Source organism: Lysobacter sp. Root983, assembly GCF_001429345.1.
Lineage (GTDB): Bacteria > Pseudomonadota > Gammaproteobacteria > Xanthomonadales > Xanthomonadaceae > Lysobacter.
This window is the reverse complement of record NZ_LMJO01000012.1, coordinates 509490-536475: the sequence shown is the minus strand read 5'-3', so window position 1 is coordinate 536475 and position 26986 is coordinate 509490. Positions and strand designations below refer to the sequence as shown.

Annotated in this window: 23 protein-coding genes; 17 read left to right on the top strand and 6 right to left on the bottom strand. The window is 68.9% G+C overall.

Translation table 11 applies throughout. The features are described 5' to 3' along the window. Window positions 1–288 precede the first annotated feature (288 nt). Entirely contained in the window at window positions 289–2442 is a 2154-nt protein-coding gene (locus ASE43_RS09690) for an adenosylcobalamin-dependent ribonucleoside-diphosphate reductase (RefSeq protein ID WP_056178343.1), read from the bottom strand. Window positions 2443–3087: 645 nt separating this feature from the next. Here ASE43_RS09690 and ASE43_RS09685 point away from each other — a divergent pair. The 16 genes from ASE43_RS09685 to ASE43_RS09610 all read left to right on the top strand — a co-directional run bounded on the left by ASE43_RS09685 (window position 3088) and on the right by ASE43_RS09610 (window position 20411). Continuing rightward, window positions 3088–4524 (top strand): Do family serine endopeptidase, encoded by a 1437-nt coding sequence (locus ASE43_RS09685; protein WP_056178341.1) that lies wholly within the window; start codon window positions 3088–3090, stop codon window positions 4522–4524. Window positions 4525–4599: 75 nt separating this feature from the next. Continuing rightward, the gene (locus tag ASE43_RS09680) at window positions 4600–4962 is read left to right on the top strand and encodes a hypothetical protein (protein ID WP_056178339.1); all 363 of its coding nucleotides are present in this window, start codon (window positions 4600–4602) and stop codon (window positions 4960–4962) included. Between the two features lie 17 nt (window positions 4963–4979). Continuing rightward, window positions 4980–5558: a phage holin family protein gene (locus ASE43_RS22565; RefSeq protein WP_235567206.1), complete on the top strand. Its 579-nt coding sequence runs from the start codon at window positions 4980–4982 to the stop codon at window positions 5556–5558. Window positions 5559–5604: 46 nt separating this feature from the next. Further along, window positions 5605–6009, top strand: coding sequence for a hypothetical protein (locus ASE43_RS09670; RefSeq protein WP_056178337.1), 405 nt, complete (start codon window positions 5605–5607; stop codon window positions 6007–6009). A gap of 98 nt (window positions 6010–6107) precedes the next feature. Next, window positions 6108–7133, top strand: coding sequence for an AI-2E family transporter (locus ASE43_RS09665; protein ID WP_235567230.1), 1026 nt, complete (start codon window positions 6108–6110; stop codon window positions 7131–7133). 84 nt (window positions 7134–7217) lie between these two features. Next, window positions 7218–7949, top strand: a complete 732-nt coding sequence (locus tag ASE43_RS09660; RefSeq protein ID WP_057160304.1) for an HAD-IA family hydrolase — start codon at window positions 7218–7220, stop codon at window positions 7947–7949. After that, window positions 7946–9328, top strand: coding sequence for a leucyl aminopeptidase family protein (locus ASE43_RS09655; RefSeq protein WP_057160303.1), 1383 nt, complete (start codon window positions 7946–7948; stop codon window positions 9326–9328). The genes ASE43_RS09660 and ASE43_RS09655 overlap by 4 nt, the downstream gene beginning before the upstream one ends. 149 nt (window positions 9329–9477) lie before the next feature. Beyond that, the gene (locus tag ASE43_RS09650; RefSeq protein WP_057160302.1) at window positions 9478–11490 is read left to right on the top strand and encodes a CshA/CshB family fibrillar adhesin-related protein; all 2013 of its coding nucleotides are present in this window, start codon (window positions 9478–9480) and stop codon (window positions 11488–11490) included. A gap of 222 nt (window positions 11491–11712) precedes the next feature. Continuing rightward, a complete protein-coding gene (locus ASE43_RS09645) occupies window positions 11713–13587 on the top strand; it encodes a Calx-beta domain-containing protein (protein WP_162258779.1) in 1875 nt (624 codons plus the stop codon). Between the two features lie 115 nt (window positions 13588–13702). Then, a complete protein-coding gene (locus tag ASE43_RS09640) occupies window positions 13703–14272 on the top strand; it encodes a hypothetical protein (RefSeq protein ID WP_056178324.1) in 570 nt (189 codons plus the stop codon). Continuing rightward, the gene (locus ASE43_RS09635) at window positions 14269–14577 is read left to right on the top strand and encodes a transcriptional regulator (RefSeq protein ID WP_057160300.1); all 309 of its coding nucleotides are present in this window, start codon (window positions 14269–14271) and stop codon (window positions 14575–14577) included. The genes ASE43_RS09640 and ASE43_RS09635 overlap by 4 nt, the downstream gene beginning before the upstream one ends. 99 nt (window positions 14578–14676) lie before the next feature. Beyond that, window positions 14677–15948 carry an efflux RND transporter periplasmic adaptor subunit gene (locus ASE43_RS09630; protein ID WP_057160299.1) on the top strand — a complete coding sequence of 424 codons (1272 nt, stop codon included), beginning with the start codon at window positions 14677–14679 and terminating at the stop codon, window positions 15946–15948. A 117-nt stretch (window positions 15949–16065) separates the two neighbouring features. After that, window positions 16066–16755, top strand: a complete 690-nt coding sequence (locus ASE43_RS09625) for an ABC transporter ATP-binding protein (protein ID WP_057160298.1) — start codon at window positions 16066–16068, stop codon at window positions 16753–16755. Window positions 16756–16893: 138 nt separating this feature from the next. Beyond that, the gene (locus ASE43_RS09620; protein ID WP_056178315.1) at window positions 16894–18051 is read left to right on the top strand and encodes an FtsX-like permease family protein; all 1158 of its coding nucleotides are present in this window, start codon (window positions 16894–16896) and stop codon (window positions 18049–18051) included. A 12-nt stretch (window positions 18052–18063) separates the two neighbouring features. Continuing rightward, a complete protein-coding gene (locus ASE43_RS09615) occupies window positions 18064–19371 on the top strand; it encodes an ABC transporter permease (RefSeq protein WP_056178313.1) in 1308 nt (435 codons plus the stop codon). Between the two features lie 164 nt (window positions 19372–19535). Continuing rightward, complete coding sequence (locus ASE43_RS09610) at window positions 19536–20411, top strand: hypothetical protein (RefSeq protein WP_057160297.1); 876 nt, start codon at window positions 19536–19538, stop codon at window positions 20409–20411. Between the two features lie 40 nt (window positions 20412–20451). Here the strand turns inward: ASE43_RS09610 and rarD are convergent, their stop codons facing one another. The 3 genes from rarD to ASE43_RS09595 form a co-directional block, all read right to left on the bottom strand. Next, entirely contained in the window at window positions 20452–21357 is a 906-nt protein-coding gene (gene rarD, locus ASE43_RS09605; RefSeq protein WP_057160296.1) for an EamA family transporter RarD, read from the bottom strand. Continuing rightward, window positions 21354–22292 (bottom strand): drug/metabolite exporter YedA, encoded by a 939-nt coding sequence (yedA, locus tag ASE43_RS09600; RefSeq protein WP_057160295.1) that lies wholly within the window; start codon window positions 22290–22292, stop codon window positions 21354–21356. Before yedA ends, rarD begins: the two co-directional genes overlap by 4 nt. A 62-nt stretch (window positions 22293–22354) precedes the next feature. Next, window positions 22355–22903, bottom strand: coding sequence for a GNAT family N-acetyltransferase (locus tag ASE43_RS09595; RefSeq protein WP_082607209.1), 549 nt, complete (start codon window positions 22901–22903; stop codon window positions 22355–22357). A 90-nt stretch (window positions 22904–22993) separates the two neighbouring features. On the opposite strand from ASE43_RS09595, the gene ASE43_RS09590 reads away from it, so the two are divergent. Next, entirely contained in the window at window positions 22994–23494 is a 501-nt protein-coding gene (locus ASE43_RS09590) for an Lrp/AsnC family transcriptional regulator (RefSeq protein WP_056178304.1), read from the top strand. A 182-nt stretch (window positions 23495–23676) separates the two neighbouring features. Here the strand turns inward: ASE43_RS09590 and ASE43_RS09585 are convergent, their stop codons facing one another. Then, window positions 23677–24522: a methylated-DNA--[protein]-cysteine S-methyltransferase gene (locus ASE43_RS09585; protein WP_235568682.1), complete on the bottom strand. Its 846-nt coding sequence runs from the start codon at window positions 24520–24522 to the stop codon at window positions 23677–23679. 161 nt (window positions 24523–24683) lie between these two features. Further along, window positions 24684–26870, bottom strand: coding sequence for a carboxy terminal-processing peptidase (locus ASE43_RS09580; protein ID WP_157489391.1), 2187 nt, complete (start codon window positions 26868–26870; stop codon window positions 24684–24686). Between the last annotated feature and the right edge of the window lie 116 nt (window positions 26871–26986).

The window sequence follows — 26986 nt, the reverse complement described above, 5'->3', positions numbered from 1 at the left end:
ATGCCCTCCTCGTGGGCGCTTTCGTCGGCGTTACGTATTGGCTATGTGTAATCGGGGTGTTACCGGAGCGATCCTATACCCGGTGTGCGCGCAACACACTGAACCGCGTCGCGCGCGTCGGCCTGGCTGTGGTGCGCGGTGCCCGGCCGGGGCGCCGCGTGAGGCGTTTGAACGGTCGCCTCCGCCGGGAATTGGGGTTCTAGCGGCTCGGGTTTCGGCGTAAGCGAGTTCCGCGCAAATCCCACCCTAGCCCCCCCTCTGCAAAGGGGGGAAGGAGCAAAGGCCGGCTTAGAACTTGCCGTAGTAGCCTTCCTTGAGCGCGTCGAACAGGTTGGCGGCGGTGTGCATTTCGCCGTCGTATTCGATCTGTTCGTTGCCCTTGACCTCCAGCACGCTGCCGTCTTCGAGCTCGAAGCGATAGGTGGTGTTCTCCAGGTCGGCTTCCTTGACCAGCACGCCCTGGAAGGCGGCCGGGTTGAAGCGGAAGGTGGTGCAGCCCTTCAGACCCTGCTCGTGGGCGTAGCGGTAGATGTCCTTGAAGTCCTCGTACGGGTAATCCGTGGGGACGTTGGCGGTCTTGGAGATCGAGCTGTCGACCCACTTCTGGGCGGCGGCCTGGACGTCGACGTGCTCCTTGGGGGTGATGTCGTCGGCGGAGATGAAGTAGTCGGGCAGCTGGGTGCCTACCTCGTCGCTGAACGGCATGGCCTTGGCGTTGATGAGTTCGCGGTAGGCCAGCAGCTCGAACGAGTAGACGTCGACCTTTTCCTTGGACTTCTTGCCTTCGCGGATCACGTTGCGGCTGTAGTGATGGGCGAAGGAGGGCTCGATGCCGTTGGAGGCGTTGTTGGCCAGCGACAGCGAGATGGTGCCGGTGGGCGCGATCGAGCTGTGGTGGGTGAAGCGGGCGCCGGTTTCGGCCAGCTCGTCGACCAGCTCGGGCGCCACTTCGGCCACGCGCTGCATGTAGCGCGAGTAGCGCGCGTGCAGGAGCTTGCCGGGGATCTCCTGGCCGACCTTCCAGCCGTCCTTCTTCATCTCCGGGCGCTTGCGCAGCATCTCGGCGGTGACGGCGAAGCGCTCTTCCATGATTGGGGCGGCGCCCTTTTCCTTGGACAGCGACAGGCCCATTTCCCAGCCGGCCACGGCCATCTCGCGCGCGATGCGCTCGGTGAACTCGCAGGACTCGGCCGAGCCGTACTTCATCTTCAGCATGGTCACGGTGCTGCCCAGGCCGAGGAAGCCCATGCCGTGACGGCGCTTGCGCATGATCTCGGCGCGCTGCTGTTCCAGCGGCAGGCCGTTGACCTCGACCACGTTGTCGAGCATGCGGGTGAACACGCGCACGACTTCCTTGTATTCCTCCCAGTCGAATTCGGCCTGGTCGGTAAAGGCGTTGCGCACGAACTTGGTCAGGTTGACCGAACCCAGCAGGCAGGCGCCGTAGGGCGGCAGCGGCTGTTCGCCGCAGGGGTTGGTCGCGCGGATGGTCTCGCACCACCAGTTGTTGTTCATCTCGTTGACGCGGTCGATCAGGATGAAGCCCGGCTCGGCGTAGTCGTACGTCGAGACCATGATCATGTCCCACAAATGCCGCGCGCGGATGTGGCCGTAGATCTTGCAGGCGACCAGGCCGTCTTCGCGGGAGATGTAGTTCTTGTGGGTCGGCCACTCGCGCCAGACGACCTTGTCGGCGTCGTTGAGGTCGAGGTCGCCGCGCTCCTTGATGTTGACCGGGAACACCAGCGGCCAGTCGGCGTCGGTCTTGACCGCGTCCATGAAGCCGTCGGTGATCAGCAGCGACAGGTTGAACTGGCGCAGGCGGCCGTCTTCGCGCTTGGCGCGGATGAAGTCCTTCACGTCGGGGTGGCTGACGTCGAAGGTGCCCATCTGGGCGCCGCGGCGGCCGCCGGCCGAGGACACGGTGAAACACATCTTGTCGTAGATATCCATGAAGGACATCGGACCGGAGGTGTAGGCGCCGGCGCCGGCGACGAAGGCGCCGCGCGGACGCAGGGTGCTGAATTCGTAGCCGATGCCGCAGCCCGCCTTGAGGGTCAGGCCGGCTTCGTGGACCTTCTCGAGGATGCCGTCCATCGAGTCTTCGATGGTGCCCGAGACGGTGCAGTTGATCGTGGACGTGGCGGGCTTGTGCTCCAGGGCGCCGGCGTTGGAGGTGATGCGGCCGGCCGGGATCGCGCCGCGGCGCAGGGCCCAGACGAAGCGCTCGTACCAGTACTGCTGCTTCTCGGACGTGGGCTCGGCGTCGGCCAGGGCCTTGGCGACGCGCTGGTAGGTGGAGTCGATGTCGGCGTCCACCGCCTCTCCGGTCTTGGTCTTCAGCCGGTACTTCTTGTCCCAGATGTCCTGGGATGCGGGCTGCAGCGGGATGTCCTTGTCAACCGCTTCCGTCTTGACCGCCTCGAGGCGAACCGTACTCATGCCTGTCCTGTCTCCTTAACTGGGGCGGGCCGTTCGGTTGCGCCCGCCGCCGGGTGAGTCTTGTTGTGATTGCTGGTAACCGGGGTGTTGTCTGGATGTGTTGCCTGGATCGGGGTCTTGCTTACCGCACCTCTACCGCACTTGCTGCCGCGAACCGCGGTGGTGGCTGGCCACCGACGGCGACGCGCGCGATCGCGCTGTTACGCGCCGCGTGCGAGATTGTGTTGGTGGCATCGGGCCGAGCTTGCTCCTGTCATGCGCCGCCCCCCGTTGGCGCCTAACCGACCCAAGCCGAACCCCTAAGCTTGGGCTCCCGTCGCAAAGACAACCACTACATGTAGTGTCGAAGCGAGGACTCAAGCTACGCCCGGCCCTGGGCGGTGTCAACGGTTTTTTTGATGGCAGTCACGTGTCGGGATGGGGTCAAACGTCACACGCGCGCCTTACGTAAACGCTTTGGGAATGCGGCCACAATTTGTGTGTACGCCGTGCATGCAAACCCTCAGGCGGGACACTTCATCGCATATTTAGCGCGGTTGACCGACACTTCGTTCAGCTGCGCGCCCGTCGCCGGCGCCGGGCCCCTGGCCGGGCCGCCGCGACGTCCGCCCTCCCCCACACGACTCTTATCGGAACGGTTCCACGATGCGTCCTCGTCCCCTGCCGACCCTGTTCGCCCTGACCCTGGCCGCCGCGTTCGGCGGTTTCGCCGCCACCGCGATCCGCGACGGCCTGGAAGCGCCGGCCCAGGCCTCGCCGGCCGCGGCCGCGCTGCCGGCGGTGTCGGCGCTGCCGACCGCGGTCGGCGGCCAGCCGGTGCCCTCGCTGGCGCCGATGCTGGCGCGGGTGACGCCGGCGGTGGTCAGCGTGCACACCAAGCAGACCATCCGCATCCGCAACCCCTTCGCCAACGATCCGATGTTCCGGCGCATGTTCCCGAACATCCCGCAGGAGCGCATCAACGAGTCGCTGGGCTCGGGCGTGATCATCGACGCTAAGAACGGCTACGTGCTGACCAACCACCACGTGATCGAGGGCGCCGACGAAGTCTCGGTGACGCTCAGCGACGGGCGCACGCTCAAGGCCGAGTTCACCGGCTCCGATCCGGACACCGACATCGCGGTGATGAAGATTCCGGCCGAGAACCTGAGTTCGCTGACCCTGGCCGACTCCGACGCGCTTAAGGTCGGCGACTTCGTGGTGGCGGTGGGCAACCCGTTCGGCATCGGCCAGACCGTGACCTCGGGCATCGTCTCGGCGGTGGGCCGCAGCGGCCTGCGCGGGCTGGGCTATCAGAACTTCATCCAGACCGACGCCTCGATCAATCCGGGCAATTCCGGCGGCGCGCTGGTCAATCTCAACGGCGAGCTGGTCGGCATCAACACCGCCAGCTTCAACCCGCAGGGCAGCATGGCCGGCAACATCGGCCTGGGCTTCGCGATCCCGGCCAACCTGGCGCGCAACATCAAGGACCAGCTGATCGCCAACGACGGCGTGGTGCGGCGCGGTTCGCTGGGCCTGGAATCGCAGGACGTGGACGCGCGCCTGGCGCAGGCGCTGAAGCTGGACGAGCCGCGCGGCGCGGTGGTCACGCGGGTGTTCGCCGGCAGCGCGGCGGCGGCGGCGGGCCTGAAGGCCGGCGACGTGATCCTGGCCGCGAACGGCCAGCGCATCGACAACCGCGACGCCTTGCGCAACTTCGAGGGTCTGCAGGCGATCGGCGGGCGCGTCTCGCTGGAGGTGCGCCGCGAAGGCAAGCCGCTGCAACTGGCGGCGACCCTGCGCGAGCAGCCCAAGGCCTATGCGGGCAAGGACCTGGACGAACGACTGGGCGGCGCCAGCTTCGCCGAGCTGCCCGAGCGCCTGCGCCAGTCCGGCGCCTCGGGTGTGCTGATCGAGTCGGTGGCGCGCGGCAGCCGCGCCGAGCGCAACGGTTTGCGCTCGGGCGACGTGGTGGTGGCCGCCAATGCCGGCGATTTCGAGGATTTGCCTGGCTTCCGCGCGAGCTTCACACGGCCTCCGGCACAGTTGGTCCTGCGCGTGATGCGCGGCAACGCGATCGCCAACCTGTTGATGCAGTAATGCGGACCCGGGGATGAGCGATCATCGCGGGACGCGCAGCGCAGACGAGTTCCGCCCTTTTCCCAGGAGAATGCAATGAGCCCTACCTCGACCGACGCCATGAAGGCCAACCTCGGTGAAGCCGGATCGCACCTCAAACAAGCCGCGGCCGACGCCGGCGTGGCGATCCGCGGCGCCGCCGGCGCGGCGGGCGACGAACTGAAGATCGGCAAGGCCAACGTCAAGGCCGACCTGGCCGACGGCGCGCTGGCCGGCATCGCCGCGGCCGAGCATGCGGGCGGCGCCGCGCGCGAGCAGGTCGATGTGCTGATGGACAAGGGCCGCGATCTGATCGAAAGCGCGGCCGAGCTGGTGCGCGAGCGTCCGCTGGCCTCGTTCGGCGTGGCTTTCGCGGCCGGCTTCATCATCGCCAAGCTCGCCCGCGGCAGCGACAAGTAAGCCCAGGCATGCAGGCCATGGGGGACGAGCGCCCGCCGCAGCCGCCTGGCGGCGGCGACGCGGGCGCGGGCGAGGAGGACGCCGCGGCCCAGGCCGCGCCGGATCTGCTGGAATCGCTGCGCCAGCTCGGCGACACCGGTCGCGCCGGATTGGGCGCGGCCGGCGATACCGCCAAGGCCTTGCGCAGTCTGGTCGCGGCGGATATCTCGCTGGCGCGCAGCGCGCTGGGACGGGCGCTGGCGCTGATGGGCGTGGCGATCGCGTTCGGCGGTTCGGCCTGGTTGCTGCTGATGGCGACCTTGATCGTGTTCCTGAGCCGCACCCTGGGCGTGCCGTGGTCGCTGGCGCTGCTGTTGACCGCACTGCTGAGTCTGGCGGTGACGGCCTGGGCGGGCTGGCAGGCGGTGCGCTATTTCGAGCACACCCGCATGCAGGCCACGCGTCGGCAGCTGGCGCGGCTGGGCATCGGCGAGTTGGCCGACGTCACGCCCACGCCGGGCTCGCCGGAATCGGCGCGCGAAGCCGCGCGGCGCTGGCCGCCGGAAGGCCCCGGCGCCGGCAAGGACGAACGCGGCGTCGACCTGACGCCGCCTTGATCGCACTCAGGTTTTCCGATCCATCGCATTGCGAGGCCCGACGCCCGTGAGTTTCGAACAGCTGATCGCCAAGGTGCACCAGGCCGAAGACGTGGTCGAAGCGCAGGAGCGCCGACTGGTGGCGAACCTGCGCCAGGTCCAGCATTCCTGGCGCGAAGCCTGGACACCCGGACGCATCGTGATCGCCGGCCTGGTCAGCGGCTTCGCAGTCGGTCGCGCCGAACCGCTGCGGGTGGCGGCCAAGAGCGGCGGCATGATGCAGATGGTGTCGATGCTGTCCAGCCTGTTCGCCGGCGGCAGCGCCGGCGTCGCCGCGAGTCAGGCCGAGCGCGCGGCCGATAACACCGAGACCGTCGCGGCGGCGGTCGAGGAAGGCGAGGACGCGGTCGTGGCGCGCGCCGAGGCGACCGTGCAAGCTGTGCGTTCCGCCGCCGATCCCATCGACTTTTGAACGCGTCCGCCGAGCACGAATCCACCGCCTCACCCGACGCGCCCGCGCCGGCCGACGACGAAGCGCAGACCCCGACGACGCCGCGCCCACGCGCGCCCGTGTCGGTGGTGGTGCTGGCGGCGCTGGCGGTGGGCGCGACCCTGTGGGCGGCGCAGGCGCTGATCCTACCGGTGCTGTTGGCGGCCTTCTTCGCCCTGATCGGCAACCCCATCATCCGCGGCCTGCGCAAGCTGTGGCTGCCGCGCTTCGCCGCGGCCCTGCTGGTGTTGATCGGCGGACTGGCGGCGGCCGGGCTGCTGGCCAACCAGTTGATCGAACCGGCCGGCGAGTGGGTGCGGCAGGTGCCGCGCGAGATGAAGCAGCTCGCGCCCAAGCTGCGCGAGATGACCAAGCCGATGCAGGAAGCCAACCGCGCCGCGCAGAACATCGCGCGCGCCGCCGGCGGCGAGAGCACGGCCAAGCCGGTGCAGGTGGTCAAGACCGAGCTCAACGACCCCTACAAATCACTGACCTCCACGCCCAAGTACGTGGCCTCGGTGCTGGCGGTGGTGCTGCTGACGTTCTTCTTCATGGTCTACGGCGAAAGCCTGCAACGCAACGCGATCGGCCTGCTGCCCGGCCTGCGCGAACGCAAGATCACCGTCGACATCCTGCAATCGATCGAGCGCGAGATTTCGCGCTATGTGCTCACCATCAGCGTGATCAACACCGCGCTGGGCCTGGCCCTGGCCGGCACGCTGTTCTGGCTGGGCGTGCCGCTGCCGGAGGCGCTGCTGTGGGGCACGATGGCGGCCATCCTCAACTTCGCGCCCTATGTGGGCCCGCTGATCGGCATGGTGACCATGCTGCTGATGGGCTTCGTCGCCTTCGACGAGGCCTGGCGCGCGCTGCTGCCGGCCGGCCTCTACCTGCTGCTGCACACCATCGAGGGCCAGATCGTGACCCCGATCGTGCTGGGCCGGCGCATGCGGCTGTCGCCGCTGATCCTGATCCTGGCGCTGATGTTCTTCGGCTGGCTGTGGGGCATCGTCGGCCTGCTGCTGGCCGTGCCGATGCTGGTCTGCGTGAAGTTGGTGCTGGCGCGGATCGAGGGTTTGGAGAAGTGGTCCAAGCTGCTGGAGTGAGGCCCCGCCGCCTGAGTGAAAACCCCTAGGTGTTTCGCGCGGGAATGCCGCGGTAGCGTGGGCTTTACGCGCTAAAATAGTGCGATGACTTTCCCCGTCCGCGCCATCACCCTCGACCTAGACGACACCCTCTGGCCGATCGCTCCGGTCATGATCCGCGCCGAACGCGCGCTGGGCGAATGGCTGCGCGAGCATGCGCCGCGCACCGCGCAGCGTTGGCCGGCCGAGGCCATGCGCCGCCTGCGCGACCAGATCGCCGCCGAGCATCCGCACTTGGCGCACGACTTCACCCATCAGCGCAAACTCACCCTGGAACGCATGCTGCGCGATTCCGGCGACGACCTGGGCCTGGTCGCGCCCGCGTTCGAGGTGTTCTTCAACGCGCGCTGCGAGGTGGAGCATTACGACGATTCGGTGGACGCGCTGGAACGCCTGGCCGCGCGCGTGCCGCTGGCCGCGCTCAGCAACGGCAATGCCGACCTGCAGCGGATCGGCCTGATGCATCTGTTCCGCTTCCAGCTGGGCGCGCGCGAACACGGCGAAGCCAAGCCGGCGGCGAGCATCTTCCACGCCGCCTGCGCGCGCCTGGACTGCGAACCGCAGGCCGTGCTGCACGTGGGCGACGACATCGAAATGGACGTGGTCGGCGCGCATCACGCCGGACTGCGCAGCTGCTGGATCAACCGCGTCGACGACGCCGGACAACGGCGCGAGTGGCCGCACGCCGGCCTGCGCCCCGACCTCGAATTCGACACCCTCGCCGCGCTCGCCGATTGGCTGGACGCGGCCCAGACTCCGGATACCGCCGCCGCATGAACCTGCCCCTGGGTTTTACCGATTCCGCCGCCGATGCGCTGCCGCTGCATCTGGTGACGCGCGCCGACTTCGCCGCCTGGCGCGCGACCCTGCCGGCGGGCAGCGCGGCCTGGGTGACGGCACAGGGCTACGAAGCCGCGGCCGGCACCTTGCTCGTCCTGCCGGGCGCCGACGGTGGCCTGGGCGGCGCGGTGCTGGGCATCGGCGATGCGCTGGATCCGTATTCCTACGGCCACGCGCCGTTCGGCTTGCCGGCGCAGGCCTGGCGCGTCGTCGGCGCGCACGACGACGCCACCCTGGCCGCGCTGCGCCTGGGCTGGGGCTTGGGCAGCTACCGCTTCAGCCGCTACAAGCAGCCGCCGCGCGCGCCGGCGCAGTTGCTGATCGAGCAGGCCGACGGCGAGACCGACGCTGTGATCGCCGCCTGCCTGCGCGTGCGCGATCTGATCAACACCCCGACCGAGCACATGGGCCCGGAGCAGTTGGAAGCGATCGCGCGCGAGATCGCGCAGCGCCACGGCGCCAAGATCGACGCGGTGGTCGGCGACGAGCTGCTCAGCCAGAACTTCCCCGCGATCCACGCGGTCGGCCGCGCTTCGCACCGCGCGCCTCGCCTGATCCGCTTGAGCTGGGGCGACGCGGCGCATCCGCACATCGCCCTGGTCGGCAAGGGCGTGTGCTTCGACACCGGCGGTCTCGACCTCAAGCCGGCCGACGGCATGCGCAACATGAAGAAGGACATGGGCGGCGCCGCGCACGCGATCGCCCTGGCCGAGCTGGTGATGGCGCGCAAGCTGCCGCTGCGCATCACCCTGTTGGTGCCGGCGGTGGAGAACGCGATCGGCCCGGACGCGTTCCGCCCGGGCGAAGTCATCGCCACCCGCCAGGGCATCAGCGTGGAGATCGACAACACCGACGCCGAAGGCCGGGTGGTGCTGTGCGACGCGCTGACCCACGCCGGCGAACTGTCGCCTGCGCTGGTGCTGGACTTCGCCACCCTGACCGGCGCGGCGCGGATCGCGCTGGGCCCGGACCTGCCCGCGCTCTACAGCAACAACGACGCCCTGGCCCAGCGCTGGCTCGACGCCGCCCAACAGCAGCGCGACCCGCTGTGGCGCATGCCGCTGTGGCGCCCCTACCTGCGCTACCTCACCAGCGCGATCGCCGACATCGCCAACGGCGGGCCCTCGAAGATGGCCGGCTCGGTCACCGCGGCGCTGTATCTGGAGCGCTTCGTGCCGGCCGCCCTGCCCTGGGCGCACCTGGACGTATACAGCTGGAACGACGCCGATCGCGCCGGCCGGCCCGCCGGCGGCGAGGCGCAGGGTTTGCGCGCGGCCTATGCGCTGCTCAAGGGCTACGCCCAACCTGGCACATAACTGGCACACTAAAAACGCTTTCAGGCACACAAAATACCCGTTACAGTGCGAACCTGAACGGGCCTTGTGACCAGCGTCACTAAGCGCTAAGCCGGCTTAACCGCCCGCCGAGGCGCTTTAGGGTCCGTCCGCATCCATCGGGGACCCTCTTGAACGCGATACGCCTGGCTACCACGCTGGCGCTGGCCTGCGCCGCGCTGCTCCCGCATTACGCCCACGCCCAGTTCGCCAGCGGCGGCAGCGGCCTGCACCGCTCGCGCATCTTCTGGGTCGACTGGGGCAACAACGGCCAGGACGTCTACAACGGCGCCACCATCACCCGCGGCTTCAACATCGGCTCGCCGGCGACCGCGGCCAACCGGCTCGACATCACCTGCACCCTCTCCAACGCGGCCACGACCGCCGGCACCCCGGGCCTGTTCGTGTACACGCCCGGCAGCTGGCAGGGCGACGGCCTGGACGAGCTGTACAACATCGGCGGCAACCAGCCCGGCACCGGCGCCAATCCCAATACCTTGTCGGTGGGCCTGCGCGTCAACAACAGCGCCACGGTCGAGTTCAACTTCAACTGCTCGGCGACCCTGGGCGGCGCCCCCTTCGCGCTGACCGGCCTGGTGTTCGCCGACGCCGAAGCCAGCGGCGGCAACGAGTACGTAGCCGCGCGCCTGACCAGCGGCGGCACCTTGCGCGTGATCGACCAGATCTCGCAATGCGGCAGCGCCAGCACGGTCAACGTGATCGCCGGCACCCCGCAGGAAGTGCGCTTCAACGGCCCGACCGCGCCGCAAGCCAGTTGCGAAAGCAACGCCACCGCCAGCCTGCGCGGCGGCCCGTCGCTGGTCGGCTTCGTCGACGGCGCCACCGGCGCGCGCGTGATCGCGCGCGGCGGCGGCATCTCGGCGGTCGCGGTGGGCGCGGTGCTGGAACTGGAATTCTCCGAGGCGATCCCGGCCAGCTACGGCATCGCCGCGCACGTGCTCAATTCGGCCTGGACCGGCGGCGTCGCCAGCAACGGCGTCAACTTCAACAACCCAGCCAACCTCGCGACCCTGATCTACAGCGCGCGCCTGGGCGCGACGGTGCAGCCCGACGCCGACGCCACCGGCGCGATCGGCGGCAGCGACGTCGATGCCCTGCCCAAGACCACCGGCCCGCTGGGCGCGGGCTACGCCAACGTGGCCGCGCCCAATGCCTTGCCGGGCGGCACCTACAGCATCGCCAACGTCGCCTGCGTCGGCCCGGCGCGCGTGCGCGGCTGGATCGACTTCAACGGCAACGGCAGCTTCGACGCCGGCGAAGCCTCCAATGCCGCGACCTGCGCGGCCGGCAGCAACACGGTCGCCCTGACCTGGACCCTGCCCAGCGGCTACGTCGCCCAGACCACCAGCTATCTGCGCCTGCGCCTGGCACCGACCCTGGCCGCGGTCGCCGACCCCACCGGCGTGTCGACCGACGGCGAAGTCGAGGACTACCGCATCGTCCTGCCGGCGCTGATCCCCACCGTGCGCGTGGGCAAAATCAGCCAGACCCGCACGGGCACCTTCAACTTCACCGCGACCAACCTGGGCAGCGCGGCGTTCTCGGTGACCACCACCGCGTCGGCGACGCTGGCGACCTCGGCCACCGCCAACGTCAGCTCGACCGCGAGCGCGGTCACCATCACCGAGACCGTGCCGGCCGGCTGGCTGCTGACCGGCGCCAGCTGCAGCGACGCCAATGCCGCGGTCACCGGCAACCCGGCCAGCTTCGGCAGCCTCGCCGGCGCGGTGCTGACCGTGCCGAGCAGCGCGTTGCGCGCGCGCGCCGACATCACCTGCACCTACAACAACCGCCCGATCGTCACCGACCTGGCGATCAGCAAGTCCGAAGTCGGCGGCGCCACCGCGTTCACCCCGGGCGCCAGCAGCACCTACACCCTGCAGGCCTGCAACAACGCCGGCCCGGACGCCGCCAGCGGCGCCAGCATCAGCGATCCGCTGCCCAGCGGCGTGCGCCTGACCGGGCCCTGGAGCTGCAGCGGCAGCGGCGGCGGGGCCTGTCCGGCCGGCGGCGGCGCGGTCAACGACAGCGCGGTGAACGTGGCCGGGGTCAACCTGCCGGTCGGCGCCTGCGTGACGGTCAGCGTGCCGGTCCGTTTCAGCCCGAATGCGAGCGAGTACTGAGCACCCAGACACGGTTTACACGCGATCCACCACTCCCCTTGAACAAGAAATGCGTAAATTGCGTTGAGGCAGTACGCTACGGAACGGCGGCCGTGGATGGCCGTGCCGTGGCCGCAGCCGCGTAATCCCCGAGAGCGCCCCGCGCACCGGGGCTGACGACGGCCGCTGCAGATTCGCATGCCGGCACCAGCGCCTTGGCGCCGGGCTCAAGGAGGAAGGGGAATGCTGGATCACGCAACGCGCCGGCTCGGCGCATTGGGCTTGGCCGTGGCCGCGGCGGCGTTCGCACCCGACGCCAGCGCGCAGGTCCAGCGCACCTTCGTCAATCTGGGGTTCGAGCAGCCGGTGCTGACCGGCAGCAGCTGCTTCCTGATCCTGCCGGTCGGCCTGGTCCCGGGCTGGGCCACCGACCACCCCAGCAACCTCGCCACCGGCAGTTGCTCCCTGGCCGGCGTCACCAACGGCGCCACCATCAACGGCCCGGTCGAGATCTGGCGCGGGCCCGCCTTCAGCGGCGTGCCGCCGCGCGCGGGCAATCAGCATGCCGAGCTCAACGCCTACACCGCCTCACGCCTGTCGCAGACCATCTGCCTCACCAACGGCGAGCGCGTGGATTGGCGACTCAGTCACCGTGGTCGCAACAGCAACGTCACTCCGGACGTCATGAACTTCAACATCGACAGCACGACCAATACGGTCGCGGTGCTGTCGAGCACGACCCTGGCCGGCGGCGTTCCGGTCTGCCTGGACAGCGGCAGCGTCGACAACATCAGCTGCACCGTGGCCGCCGGCGGCAACGGCTGGGCCGACTACTCGGGCAGCTTCAACTGGAACGGCACCAGCGGTAACCACAACTTCGGCTTTCAGGCGGTCGGCGGCACCGGTTCGGGCAACTTCCTCGACGACATCCAGGTCACCTTGCGCCCGTATCTGGAATTCGATCCGGTCAGCTACACCACCCGCGAAGCCCAGGCCGTGCCCTCGCTGCCGACCATCCGCATCACCGGCACCGTGCCGGCCGGCGGCATCACCGTGCTGGTCAACGTCACCGGCGGCACCGCGACCGCGGGCGGCGATTACCTCATCAACGGCGGCAACGTGAACGTGACGATTCCCGCCGGCACCTACGACGACAACCGCTTCCCGATCCCGATCACCATCATCGACGACGGCGTCATCGAGAATAACGAGACCGTGCTGGTGCAGGTGCTGCCCAACGCCGCCGCCTACACCCTGGCCTCGACCACCTCCTGCGGCAGCGCCACGGTGCAGAACACCGCCACGCTCACCATCCTCGACAACGACGTCGACCTGCGCACCACCAAGACCAACAGCGGCAACGCCACCCCGCCCGCGGGCGGCACCACCCAATTCACCGTCGCTTACACCAACAACACCGCCAAGCCCACGGTCGGCGATACCACCGCGCACGATGCGATCGCGACGATCACCGATGCCGTGCCGGCGGGCCTGACCTTCACCAGTTGGACCTGCGCGGGCAGCAACGGCGGCGTGTGCTCGGCCGCCAGCGGCAGCGGCGCGATCTCCGGCAGCGCGACGCTGCCGGCCGGCACCGGCGGCGTCGCGGGCGGCACGGTTACCTACACCATCAACGCGACCCTGGGCGCGGCCCAATGCGCCGTGATCACCAACAACGCCTCGATCGCGACCAATGCGCCGCTGGGCGAAGGCGTGGCGGCACAGGCAGGTTTCACCACTCCCGTGCCGGGCGGCAGCGCCAACAACAGCGCCAGCGCCACGGTCGATCCGATGTGCGCCGATCTCACCATCACCAAGACCCAGCCCGGCAACGTCACCACCTACACGCCCGGCGATATCGCCACGTACACGATCCAGGCCTGCAACCCGACCGGGCCCGACGGCGCCAACGGCGCCACCATCAGCGATCCGCTGCCCAGCGGCGTGACCCTGACCGGGCCGTGGGCCTGCGTGGGCTCGGGCGGCGGCAGCTGCCCGGCCACCGGCGGCAACCTGGGCGACACCTCGGTGGCGATCGCGGGAGTGAACCTGCCGGTCAACGCCTGCGTGGACGTGACCGTCAACGTGCGTTTCAGTCCGAACGCCAACGCCTACTGATACTGAGCCCGCATTCGGGCCTGCGCCGACGCTCCTCTCCAGCGGCGTTGGCCTCGGTTGCTTTACTCTGAATTTCAGAGTACTTTGCAACCACCTGCCCACTGGCCCCACCGCCATGACCCAAGACGAGCTGCAGAGCAACCTGGACTACGTCGCCCGCGCCGTGCGCCACCACGAGCGTCCGCCCGGCGTGCCGGCGATCTATTTCCTGTGGGCGCTGCTGGTGCTGATCGGCTTCTGCCTGCCGGACTGGGCGCCGCGGATCGCCGCGCCCTACTGGTTCTTCGCCGGCATCGGCGGCGGCCTGCTCAGCGTTTGGCTGGGGATGCGCCACGGCCGCCGCAACGGCGTGATCGACAAGGAAAGCGGGCGGCGCTACGGCTATCACTGGCTGGTGGCCGGCGTGGCGTTTCTGCTGACCGGGCTGCCGATCGCCCTGGGCCGCGTCGAGATCCATGCCGGCGTCGCCAACTTCCTGCTGATCGGCGGCACCGCCTATGCGCTGGCGGGCGTGCATCTGGATCGTCCGATCCTGTGGAGCGGATTGATCATGTACGTCGCCTACGCCGCGATGATGCTGTTCTCGCCGCCCTATGCCTGGACTTTCGCCGGCGTCGCCACCGCGGCGGCGCTGACCTGGGCCGGTCTGTCGGCGATGCGGCGCGGGAGCGGAGCGCCGCGATGAAGGCGCTCGCGGCTCTCGATCCCGAATTCGAGCACCGCGTGCGCTTGGCGATCGCGGTGTTGCTGATGCGCCACGACGAGATCAGCTTCGCCGCCTTCAAGCAGCAGCTGCAGCTCACCGACGGCAACCTCGGCGCGCAGCTGCGGCGCCTGGAGGAGGCCGGCTATCTCGCCTTGCGCCGCGACTTCGTCGAACGCAAACCCGTGACCTGGTACCGCATGACCGCGGCCGGCCGCGCCGCGCTGGAACGTCACCTGGGGGCGCTGCAGTCGATGATCGCCGCCGCCGGCAGCGCCGCGACCTAGCGCCGCGGCGCCCGCCTGCTGACAGATTCTGACTTCCGGCAGGTTGGCGCTCGAACAGCCTAGGGTCACACTAGGCAAACTTTTTCGTCTGGTTGGGATATGTCGACCTCTGCCGATCTGCTCAAGGAACTCCGCATCGACCGCAGCGCTCCGCCGCCGCCGTCCGGCTCAGGACGCGGGCTGTGGATCGCGCTGGGCGCGGTCGGCCTGATCGCGGTGCTGGGCGTCGCCGGCTGGGCGGTGTTCGGCCGCGGCAACGCGCCGGAAGTCAAAACCGCCACCGCGGTGGCGATCGGCAACGGCGGCGGCAGCACCTCGGTGCTGGACGCCACCGGCTACGTGGTCGCGCGCCGCATGGCCACGGTCTCGGCCAAGATCACCGGCAAGGTGCGCGAGGTGATGATCGAGGAAGGCCAACGCGTCGAAGCCGGCCAAATCATGGCCACGCTGGATCCGATCGACGCCGACGCCGAACGCTCGCTGGCCGATGCGCAACTCGGCGCCGCGCAGAGCGACACCGTGCGCGTGCAGGCTCAGCTCAAGGAAGCCGAGATCAACGCCACCCGCCTGTCCACCCTGGTCAAGCAGCAATTGGTGTCGCGCTCGCAATACGATCAGGCCGTGGCGCAGCGCGATTCGCTGCGCGCGCAGCTGATGACCGCGCAGCGCAACGCCAAGGTCGCCGGCGGCCGCCTGCGCATCGCCGACCTGGGCGTGGACAACACCGTGGTGCGCGCGCCGTTCGCCGGCGTGGTCACCGCCAAAGCGGCGCAGCCGGGCGAGATCGTGTCGCCGCTGTCGGCCGGCGGCGGCTTCACCCGCACCGGCATCGGCACCATCGTCGACATGGACTCGCTGGAAGTCGAAGTCGACGTCGGCGAGGCCTTCATCGGCCGCGTGCAGCCGAAGATGCCGGTCGAGGCCACGCTCAACGCCTATCAGGACTGGAAGATCCCGGCCGAAGTGATCGCGATCATTCCGGCCGCCGACCGCGGCAAGGCCACGGTCAAGGTGCGCATCGCGCTGAAGACCAAGGACCCGCGCATCGTGCCCGACATGGGCGTGCGCGTGAGCTTCCTGGAAGCGGCCAAGCCGGTCGCGGCCAATCAGCCCAAGCCCGGCGTGCTGGTGCCGAGCGCCGCGATCGTGCAGCGCGACGGCGGCGACGTCGCCTTCGTGGTCGAAGAAGACAAGGTCCGGCAGCGCGCGCTCAAGCTCGGCCGCAGCCTGGGCGACGACCGCGAGGTCACCCAGGGCGTGGCCGGCGGCGAGACCGTGGTGCTGAGCCCGCCGGACGATTTGAAAGACGGCGCGCGCGTGCGCGTGGCCGTGGAATCCGCCGGTGACGATTCCGCCTCAAGCAGCGAATAAGGTTTAAAGCGGGGATTCGAGATTCGGGATTCGGGATGGGTTGAAGCCGATGCCGCTTTTGCGAATCCCCAATCCCGACTCCCGAATCCCGGTTTCACAATTGCGAGGAAGTCCAAGATGGATACGCTGGTTTCGATCCGCAACCTCAAGAAGACCTATCAGCGCGGCCCCGAAAAGGTCGAAGTGCTGCATGGCATCAACCTCGACATTCCCAAGGGCGACTTCGTCGCGCTGATGGGCCCATCGGGTTCGGGCAAGACCACCCTGCTCAATCTGATCGGCGGCCTGGACAACCCCAGCGACGGCGAGATCGAGATCGAGAACCAGCGCATCGACCGCATGAGCGCCGGCCAGCTCTCGCAGTGGCGCAGCAACAACGTCGGCTTCGTGTTCCAGTTCTACAACCTGATGCCGACCCTGACCGCGCAGAAGAACGTCGAGCTGCCCTTGCTGCTGACCAAGCTCAACGCCGCCCAGCGCAAGCGCAACGCCGAGATCGCGCTGCAGCTGGTCGGCCTGGCCGAACGCGGCAAGCACCGCCCGAACGAATTGTCCGGCGGCCAGCAGCAGCGCGTGGCGATCGCGCGCGCGATCGTGTCCGACCCGACCCTGCTGATCTGCGACGAACCCACCGGCGACCTCGACCGTCAGGCGGCCGAGGAGATCCTGGCCCTGCTGCAATCGCTCAATCGCGACCACGGCAAGACCATCGTCATGGTCACCCACGACCCCAAGGCCGCCGATCACGCGCGCCGCACGATCCATCTCGACAAGGGCACCCTCGCGGCCGACGGCGGCGCGCATTGAGATCCGCGCGCCCTCTCCGTTCGAGAGGGACAGGTCGACGGCCGGCGCGCAGCGCGGCCCGCGCCTCGCACCGGATCTCATCCGCTCCTTGAGCCACTTCTCCCGCGCGGAGAAGGAAACACCTAAAGGAAAGCAGACATGAAATACCTGCACCTGATCTGGGCCGCATTGTTCCGCAGCAAGACCCGCACCCTGCTGACCCTGTTGTCGGTGGTGGCCGCGTTCCTGCTGTTCGGCATGCTCGACTCGGTCCGCGTCGCCTTCAACTCCGGCGGCAGCGTGGCCGGCGCCGACCGCCTGGTCGTGGCCTCGCGCCTGTCGATCACGCAGATGCTGCCCTACAACCTGCTCACCCAGATCGAGTCCCAGCCGGGGGTGAAGAAGGTCGCCTACGCGGCCTGGTTCGGCGGCATCTATCAGGACCCGAAGAACTTCTTCCCGAACTTCTCGGTCAGCCCCGACTACCTCGACCTGTATCCGGAATACGTGGTGTCCGCCGACCAGGTCAAAGCCTGGAAGGCCGATCGCCAAGGCGCGATCGTCGGCGCCTCGCTGGCCAAGCGCCACGGCTGGAAGGTCGGCGACACCATCCCGCTGCAGGCCACGATCTTCCCGACCAAGGGCAGCAACGACTGGCCGCTCAAGCTGCGCGCGATCTTCGAGATCAAGGACAGCAAGCGCAAGGGCGAAGAGAACCAGTTGCTGTTCCACTGGAAATACTTCGACGAGTCCAACGACTACGTCAAAAGCCGGGTCGGCTGGTACATGGTCAAGCTCAGCGATGTGAATCAGGCCACCCGCGTGGCCAAGGGCATCGACGCGCTGTCGGAGAACTCCGACCACGAGACCAAGACCCAGACCGAACAGGCCTTCAACCAGTCCTTCGCCAAGCAGTTCGCCGACATCGGCCTGATCGTGACCGCGATCATGGGCGCGGTGTTCTTCACCCTGCTGCTGCTGACCGGCAACACCATGGCCCAGGCGGTGCGCGAGCGCATCCCGGAGCTGGCGGTGCTCAAGACCATCGGCTTCAGCGACCGCAGCGTGCTGGCGCTGGTGCTGACCGAATCGATCCTGCTGATCGTGATCGGCGGCACCCTCGGCCTGGGCATCGCCGCCCTGCTGATGCCGGGCGTGAGCGCGGCCAGCGGCGGCATCATCCAGCTGCCGACCGTGCTGCCGCAGACCTGGTTGGTCGGACTGGGGCTCATGATCGCGATCGGCGTGGCGGTCGGCTTGATGCCGGCGCTGCGCGGTATGCGCTTGAAGATCGTCGATGCATTGGCCGGCCGCTAAGGAGAAATCACGATGATTAAGTTCCTGATCAATGCCGGAATCGTGGTTCTGCTGCTCGCCGCGCTCGGCGTGTGGGTGTTCCTGCCCTGGTACGCCGTGCTCGCCATCGTCGCGGCACTGCTGCTGTGGCTGTTCCTGAGCAAGCGCGGCCAACAGACGCTGGCCGTGGCGGGCGTGGGCATCTCCAGCCTGCCGCAGCGCTGGGGTGCGTCCTCGGTGATCGTGATCGGCATCGCCGGCGTGGTCGGCGTGCTGGTGGCGATGCTGGCGATGGGCGAAGGCTTCCAGAACACGCTCAAGCAGACCGGCAGCGACGACACCGCGATCATCCTGCGCGGCGGTTCGCAGGCCGAGACCAACTCGGTCATCACCCGCGACCAGGTCCCGCTGATCTCGGCCCTGGCCGGCATCGCCAAGGACGGCAACGGCCGCGCCCAGGTCTCGCCGGAGCTGTCGCAGGTGATCAACCTGCCCACCGTCAGCGACGGCAGCGACGCCAATGCGCAGCTGCGCGGCGTCGGCAGCGAAGCCTGGTCGCTGCGGCCCAACGTCAAGATGGTGAAGGGCCGCAAGTTCGGCGCGGGCTTGCGCGAGCTGATCGCGGGCCAGGGCGCGGCCAAACAGTTCCGCGGCCTGGAAGTCGGCAAACAGATCGAGCTGGCCAACCAGAACTGGACCGTGGTCGGCATCTTCGCCGCCGGCGATTCGCACGACTCCGAACTGTGGGCGGACGGCGAAGTGCTGGCTTCGACCTACCAACGCACCGCGTTCCAATCGGTGACCGTAAAGTTGGCCGGCAAGGACGGCTTCAAGCAGCTCAAGGCCGCGCTGGCCGCCGATCCGCGCCTGAAGCTGGACGTGCAGACCACCCACGATTACTACGCCAAGCAATCCGAAGGCCTGACCAAGCTGATCAAGATCCTGGGTACGGTGATCGGCACCATCATGGCGATCGGCGCGGTGTTCGGCGCGCTCAACACCATGTACGCCGCCGTCGCCGGACGCGCGCGCGAGATCGCGACCCTGCGCGCGCTGGGCTTCCGCGGCGTTCCGGTGGTGATCGCGGTGATGCTGGAAACCATGCTGCTGGCGCTGCTGGGCGGCCTACTCGGCGCGGCCCTGGCCTGGCTGATCTTCAATGGCTATCAGGTGTCCACCCTGGGCGCCAACTTCAGCCAGGTGGTGTTCCAGTTCAAAGTCTCGCCGGAGCTGCTGTGGAGCGGCCTGAAGTGGGCGTTGGGCATCGGCCTGGTCGGCGGCCTGTTCCCGGCCCTGCGCGCGGCGCGACTGCCGGTGACCACGGCCTTGCGCGCGGCCTGAGCGCGGCGCCGATGCGTTACACGACGAGGCGCCGTTCGCGGCGCCTTGTTCGTTTTTGTGGGTCAGGTTCGCCGTTCCGCAGGCGCTTGCGCCGGGCCGGTATCGGCGGCGGCGGGAGGATCGGCTAGGCTGGCGCCACTCGATACACCCCGGGACCGCCGCGCATGGAAGCCGATCGCGAACTCACCCACGCGCTGCGCGTCCGACAGCTGCGCGGCCGGTTTCGACGCGGACCGTTTCTGGTCGGCACGATTCTTATCCTGGCCATGCTGGTCTTGTTCGTACCCGAACTGCTGAAAGGCCATTGGCGCACCGGCTGGCCGGCTCTGGTGTTCGCGTCGATCGGACTGTCGTTCCTGCCCCTGCTGCGCGCCAGCCTGCGGCCCGCCCCCCATCTGACACTGAACGAACACGGCCTGAGCACGGTGTTCACCGGCGCGATCGTCTGGTCCGACATCGTCGGCCTGCACTTGTACACCTACTACTCGCGGGCGAACTTCACACTGAGGCCGCGCTACCACCTGCAGCTGTGCCTGCGCCGCCCGGAGCGCTATCGCGCCCCGTTCTGGATGAGACCGCCGATGCGCTCCACGCGCTCCGACTTCGGCCTGGTCTGGGTGCCGTTGAGCCTGTTCGACGTGGAGGCGCGAACGCTCTACACGCTGGCGGTGACCTTGCGCCGCGCCGATCCGGCGCCCTTCGTGGAAGGCTGGAACCCCGACATGCCGCTGGACGAGGTCGCCGCGCATCTGCGCGATCGCGGCGCCACGCCGGCCGCGCCCCGTGCAGCGGCGCATGTCGACGTGGCCGTACCCGCCGGGCGCGACGCGGCGCTCTACGCGCAACGCCTGCGCGAATCGCAGGATGCGGGCGAACGCCGTGCCTCATCCTACGAGCGCCAACGTGTCCAGGGCCTGCGTCGCGAGCGGTCCTGGCGCGCCGACGACCTCGCGCGTCGGCGCTCGCTGACCTGGAGTCTCGTCGTCGCCTATCTGCTGCTGATCGTGGCCGGCTACTTCCTGATCGACTACGTCGAATGAGCCCACGCGCCCGACGCCGCGTCGGCCCGGCTCGCGTGCGCTAAGCCGGCAGCGCCTGCCGCCGCGAGCGCCACACGCCCTCGCCGGCGAAGATCAGCAAACCGATCCAGATGAACACGAAGCCGATCAGGCGCGAGCGGTCGAAAGGCTCGTGCAGCACCAGCACGCCGATCAGGAACTGCAGGGTCGGCGCGATGTACTGCATCAGGCCGACCACCGACAGCGGCACCCGCCGCACCGCATAGGCGAAGCCGATCAGCGGTAGCGCGGTAAGCGCGCCGGCCAGCACCAGCATCAAGCCGATGCCCAGGCCCCAGCCGTCGAGGAAACCGCCTTGGCCATGGCTTTCGCCCCACAGCAACACCGCCAACGCGGGCAGGAACAGATAGACGCTTTCGATACCAAGGCCGGTCACCGCTTCCACCGCGACCAGTTTGCGGATCAATCCGTAGGCGGCGAACGACAGCGCCAATCCGATCGCGATCCACGGCGCCTGTCCGTACTGCCAGGTCAACCAGCCCACGCCGGCCGCGGCCATCGCCACCGACAGCCACTGCACGCGGTTCATGCGCTCGTGCAGCAGGGCCACGCCCAGCACCACGTTGACCAAGGGATTGATGAAATAGCCCAGGCTGGTTTCGATCACGTGGCCGGCGTTGACCGCCCAGATGTACAGGCCCCAGTTGAATGCGATCAGCACGCCGCTGAGCGCCAGCATCGCCGCTTTGCGCGGTTGCGCGAGCACATCGCGCAGCCAGGCGCCGCCCTGCTTCCACGACAGCCAGGCCGCGACCATGACCGCGCTCCAGACGATGCGGTGGCCGACGATTTGCAGCGAGGGCACCGCCTTGAGCAGGTGCCAGTACAGCGGCATCAGCCCCCACAGCACGAACGAGGCGGCCGCGATCCAGAGCCCGCGCCGCCCTTCCGCCTGCGCGGCGTTCATGCCGGCGGCTCGTTCGGCGCCGGCGCGACCGGCGTGCGCGCGGCGCGCGCCTTGGCCAGGGTGATGATGACCACGCCGACCAGGATCACCGCCATCGCGCCCAGATCGTGCGAGCTGAAACGCTCGCCCGCGAGCAGCGCGCCGAACAGCACCGCGATCGGCGGATTGACGTAGGCGTAGCTGGTGGCCAGCGCCGGACGCACGTGGTGCAGCAGCCAGATGTAGGCGGTGAAGCCGAAGATCGAACCGGCCACCACCAGGTACAGCAGGGCCCCGGTCGCGCCGGCGCTGGGCATCGCGCTCATGCGTTCGCCGGTGACCGCGGCCGCGCCCAGCATCCACACGCTGCCGGTCAGCATCTGCGCGCTGGCGGCCATGAACGGCGACGGCAGGTCCTGGTCGCGGCTCCAGATCGAGCCCCAGGCCCAGGCGATCGGCGCGACGATCAGGCAGACCAGCCCCAGGGTGGAACCCGACAGCGCGCTGCCGGCGTTGAGCCAGATCACGCCGAGGAAACCGATCACCAGGCCGATCCATTCGATCCTGGACGGATGCCGGCCGCGCAGCATCGCGAACACGCCCGCGAACAGCGGCATCGACGCCACCGCGATCGCGGCCAGGCCCGAGCCGACCTCGGTCTCGGCCAGGTTCACCAGGCCGTTGGACAGCAGCACCATCCAGATCGACAGCACCCACAGCGTGCGCCATTGCTTGCGCGTGGGCGGGGTCGCGCCGCGCCAACGCAGCACGGCGTACATCAGCGCGCCGGCGATGAACATGCGCAGCGCGCCGAGGATGAAGGGCGGGTAGCTCTCCAAGGCGAAACGAATGGCGAGATAAGTCGAGCCCCACAGGATGTAGACCGAGGCCAGGGCCAGCGCGACCGCTATCGCGCCCGGGGCCAGTCTTGCTGCGGTGGGTGATGCGACGCTCATGCGGTGGTGATTCCGAGGGAAGGAAGGGAGAGGGGCGTATCGGTGGCGGGCGAGAAGCGGCGTCAGTCGGATCGGTGCACGCAGACCGCGGTGCGGCAGCTGCCGACGTTGCGGCGCACGGGGTCGTGGAAGGTGTCGACGACGACGAAGCCGGCCTTGCGCATCATGCCAGCCGACCCCGCGTTCTCTTCGTGTCGTTCGGCATAGCACTCGCGCAGACCGCGCGCGCGCAACTGCGCCATCGCCTCGCGCAGCAGGCGCGCGCCGAGGCCGGCGCCGCGATGGTCGCGATGCACGACCGCCTCGCCGATGCAGCCGTGGCGCGCGCGTTCGCGGCCGGCGCTTTGGTAGCAGGCGAAGTCGTCGCTGTCGGCGTAGGTGATCGCCGCCACCAGCGCCCCGTCCAGACGGGCCAGCACCGCGTCCACGCCGTCGCCGATCGCGCGCAGGTGCTGGGACAGCGCCGGCTCGGCGAGGTAGTTCCACGAATTGGGACCGTGCTCGCGGATCAGGGCATGGATGGCGGCGATATCCGCGCGCGCGGCCACGCTTACGGCGTAGCGCTCGAGGCCGGCGCGGACTGGGGGCAAGTGGGGGGCGAGGCGCTGCATGCGGCTCTTCGGGTGATTCGACCCATTCAGACTAGCCGCGGGCGCAGACAGGCGATTGAAAATTCGCCCGCTTGAACGCAAAATTTTTGCATGGCCCGCGCCCCCCTCGCGCTCGACGAACTCGACCACAAATTGCTGGGGCTGTTGCAGCGCGACGCCTCGGCCACCCTGACCGCGCTCGGCGACGAGATCGGCCTGTCGCCCAGCGCGGTGCAGCGCCGCCTCACCCGCTATCGCAAACACGGTCTGTTGCGCCAGGTCGCGCTGCTGGACCCGATCGCCCTGGGCAGCACCCTGGCCGCGGTGTGGGTGACGATGGAGCGCGAATCGGCGAGCCGCCACGCCGCGTTCTACGCGCGCATGCGCGCCGCCCCCGAAGTGCAGCAGTGCTACGTGCTGGCCGGGCAGTGGGACTATCTGGTGATCCTGGCCACCACCGGCGTCGCCCATTGCCGCCAGGTCGCCGACCGGCTGTTCCTGGACGAGGGCAACATCCGGCGTTACGAAACCCATCTGGTGTTCGATGTGGTCAAGCATGGTCTGGAGCTGCCGACGCGCGATGCGCCGAAGGCGACGCGTCGGCGCAAGTAGGCTGGGGATGCGCAGGACGCGGTAGCCGGGTGGCTAGCAGTTGCGGTGTCTGCGGCGGCGAGCGGGGGACGCCATCGCGGCTCACGCCGCTCCCACAGAAGGCCCAAGCAGGGTTGGACGCGTCGTACTTGCTCCCTGTGGGAGCGGCGTGAACCGCGATCGCCCTGCCCGCGCCAGTCCGGCTACGCCGCGCGTTCGCGCTGCAACAGCTTTTCCTTGAGCGGCAGACCCCAGCGGTAGCCGCCCAGCGAGCCGTCGCCGCGCACCACCCGATGGCAGGGCACCACCACAGCGACACGGTTGCCGGCGCAGGCGCGCGCCACCGCGCGCGCGCTGCCGGGCGCGCCGATCGCCTCGGCGACCTGCGCGTAACTGCGGGTCTGCCCGGCCGGGATCTTCATCAGCGCGTCCCACACCTTCTTCTGGAACGCCGTGCCCAGCAGGTCCACCGACACCGCATGGGCCTGACCTTCGAGGGTGTCGGCGACCGCACGCAGGCGCGGCGCCAGGAACTCGTCGCGGCCGGCATCGACACGCTCGAGTTGGGCCTGCGGGAACTCGGCGCGCAGCTTGGTTTCCAGCGCCGCCGCATCGTCGCCCAGCTCCACCATGCACACGCCGCGTTCGGTGGTCGCCACCAGGGCCGTGCCCAGCGCGGTACGCGCCAGGCTCCAGCGAATCTGCTCGCCGGCGCCGCCGGCGCGGTAGCGCGCGGGGGTCATGCCCAGGCGCGCCGCGCCGCCCTCGTACACGCGCGAGGGCGAGCCGTAACCGGCGTCGTAGAGCGCGGCGCTGACGTCGCTGCCTTCGCGCAACGCCGACTTCAGCGTGCCCAGCTTGCGTTGGGCCAGGTACTCGGCCGGGCTTATGCCGAAGCGCGCGCTGAAGCGGCGCTGCAGGTGCGAGGCGCTGATGCCGACGGCGCTGGCCAGATCGGCCAGGGTCGGCTCGCCAGCGTCGAGCAAGGCGCGGGCCTGGTCCAGCTTGTCCAGGGGCGTGAGATCGCGGATCGGGGTCATGGCGTTCATGGCCTGCAGGTTAGGGCCGCCGGCACGGGCGCGATATCCGATTCTTGCACCCCGCCCGCATCCGCGTCAGTGCGGGTTTCGCGGCCGTTCACCGACCCCGAAACGACGAAGGCGCGCCCTTGCGGGGCGCGCCTTCGCGATGCATCGCCGTCGCGGCGGGCTCAGTCGGCCCAGTGCCCCGGCTTGTTCGCGGTCGGCAGCACCTGCGCCGACAGCTGACGGTCGTCGTTGAGCAGACGCACCGCGTCGGCCAGGATCGTCGCGGACTCGCGCAGCAGCGGGTCAGGACGCTTCTCGGCGGCCTTCTCGCGCGCCACTTCCTGGGCCAGGTTGCGCTCGCTCGACTGCAGGCCGTCGTCGCCGTTGTCGTCGGCCAGCGGATCCAGGTCCAGGCCCATGGTCTTGCGCTCGGCCTGACGCTGCCGGCGCTTGGCGTCGTCGCGGTCGCGCTCGGCGCGGCGCTCGGCCTCGTTGAGCGTGATCGACTTCTTGGCGCGCTCGGTGCGGAACTCGGTCACGTCCTGCGACCACCACTGGAATTCCTTGTCGGCGGCGACGCGGCTGTCGTGCAGCGCCGACAGCTTGGGCAGCAGCGGCGCGAAGTTGCCGTAGCGCACGTGCGGCACCGGCGCGATCTTGGTCCAGGGCAGCGCGTTGTCGTAGGTGCTCTCGCCGTACTCGCTGGCGTCGACCGAGGCCGGGAAGGCCAGGTCGGGCACCACGCCCTTGTTCTGGGTCGAGCCGCCGCTGACGCGGAAGAACTGGGCGATGGTCAGCTTGACCTGACCGAAGCGCGGGCCTTCGTTGGCCGGCCAACGGTCCAGGTCCAGCATGTTCTGCACGGTGCCCTTGCCGAAGGTGGTCTCGCCGATGACCAGGCCGCGGCCGTAGTCCTGGATCGCGCCGGCGAAGATTTCCGAAGCCGAGGCCGAGCCGCGGTTGATCAGCACCGCTAGCGGACCTTCCCAGGCGATGCCGGAATCGTCGTCGCCGTTGACCTCGATGCGGCCGCCCGACTGGCGCACCTGCACCACCGGACCGCGGTCGATGAACAGACCGGTGAGCTCGATCGCTTCGTCCAGCGAACCGCCGCCGTTGTAGCGCAGGTCTAGGACCACGCCGTCGACCTTGTCGGCGCGCAGCTTGGTCAGCAGCTTGCTGACGTCGCGCGTGGCCGAGGCGTAGTCGGCGTTGTTCTTGCGACGGCCTTCGAAATCCTGATAGAAGCCCGGCAGCTTGATCACGCCGATGCGCTTGGCCGGAGCGTCGCCCGCGGCCGGAATGGTGATGATCTCGGACTTGGCGGCCTGGTCTTCCAGACGCACCTTGTCGCGCACCAGCACCAGACGGTTGGGCTTGCTGTCCAGGCCGGCCTCGGCCGGGATCACGTCCAGGCGCACCTTGGTGCCCTTGGCGCCGCGGATCTTGGCGACCACGTCGTCGATGCGCCAGCCGATCACGTCTTCCATCGCGCCGCTGTCGCCCTGGCCGACCGCGACCACGCGGTCGCCGGCCTTGATCTTGCCGGAATTGCCGGCCGGACCGCCGGGCACGATCTCGCGGATCGCGACCACGTCGTCCTGCTTCTGCAGCACCGCGCCGATGCCTTCCAGCGACAACGACATGGTCATGTTGAAGTTGTCGGCCGACTTCGGAGTGAAGTAGTCGGTATGCGGATCGATCGCGTTGGCGTAGCTGTTGACGAAGGTCTGGAACACGTCCTCGCTCTTGAGCTCGGAGAAGCCCTTGGCGAGATTCTGGTAACGCTTGTCCAGGGTCTTGCGGATGTCCTCGGGCTTCTTGCCGGCCAGCTTCAGGCGCAGCCAGTCGTTGCGCACCGACTGCCGCCACAGCGTGTCCAGCGCGGCGGTGTCGGCGGCCCAGGGCGCCTTCTCGCGGTCGTATTCGAAGCGGTCGCTGCCGTCGAAGCTGAAGATGTCCTGCTTGAGCAGCGCGCGTGCGTAGTTCACGCGTTCGTCGACGCGCTGCTTGAAGGTGGCGAAGATCGCGTACGCCGGGCTCAGGTCGCCGCCGCGGATGGCGTCGTCCAGCTTGGTCTTGTAGGCGTCGAACTTGGCGATGTCCTGGGCGGTGAAGTACTGCTTGCCCGCGTCCAGCGATTCCAGATAGCGCTTGTGCATGTCCGCCGACAGCGCATCGTCTAGCGCGCGCGGACGGTAGGCGTAGCGACTGTCGGACAACACGCCGTAGACCAGCTTGGCGGCGGTGGCCTGGTCGGCGGTCGGCGCGTTGGTCAGGGCGTTCGGGGCGCCGCCCGCATCGGCACGCGCGAGCAGCGCGAGCGGGGCGGTCAGCATGAAGGCGAACAAAGTGGTCTTGGCGGTCATCGCGGGTGTCTTCATGGCCGAGCTTGGCCTAGGCGTCGAGGATGTAGCGGAATTGGACAAGCCCACAGTGCCGAAAGTTGCCGTGCCTGTCACGCGCGGCGGTAACGGTTTCGGGC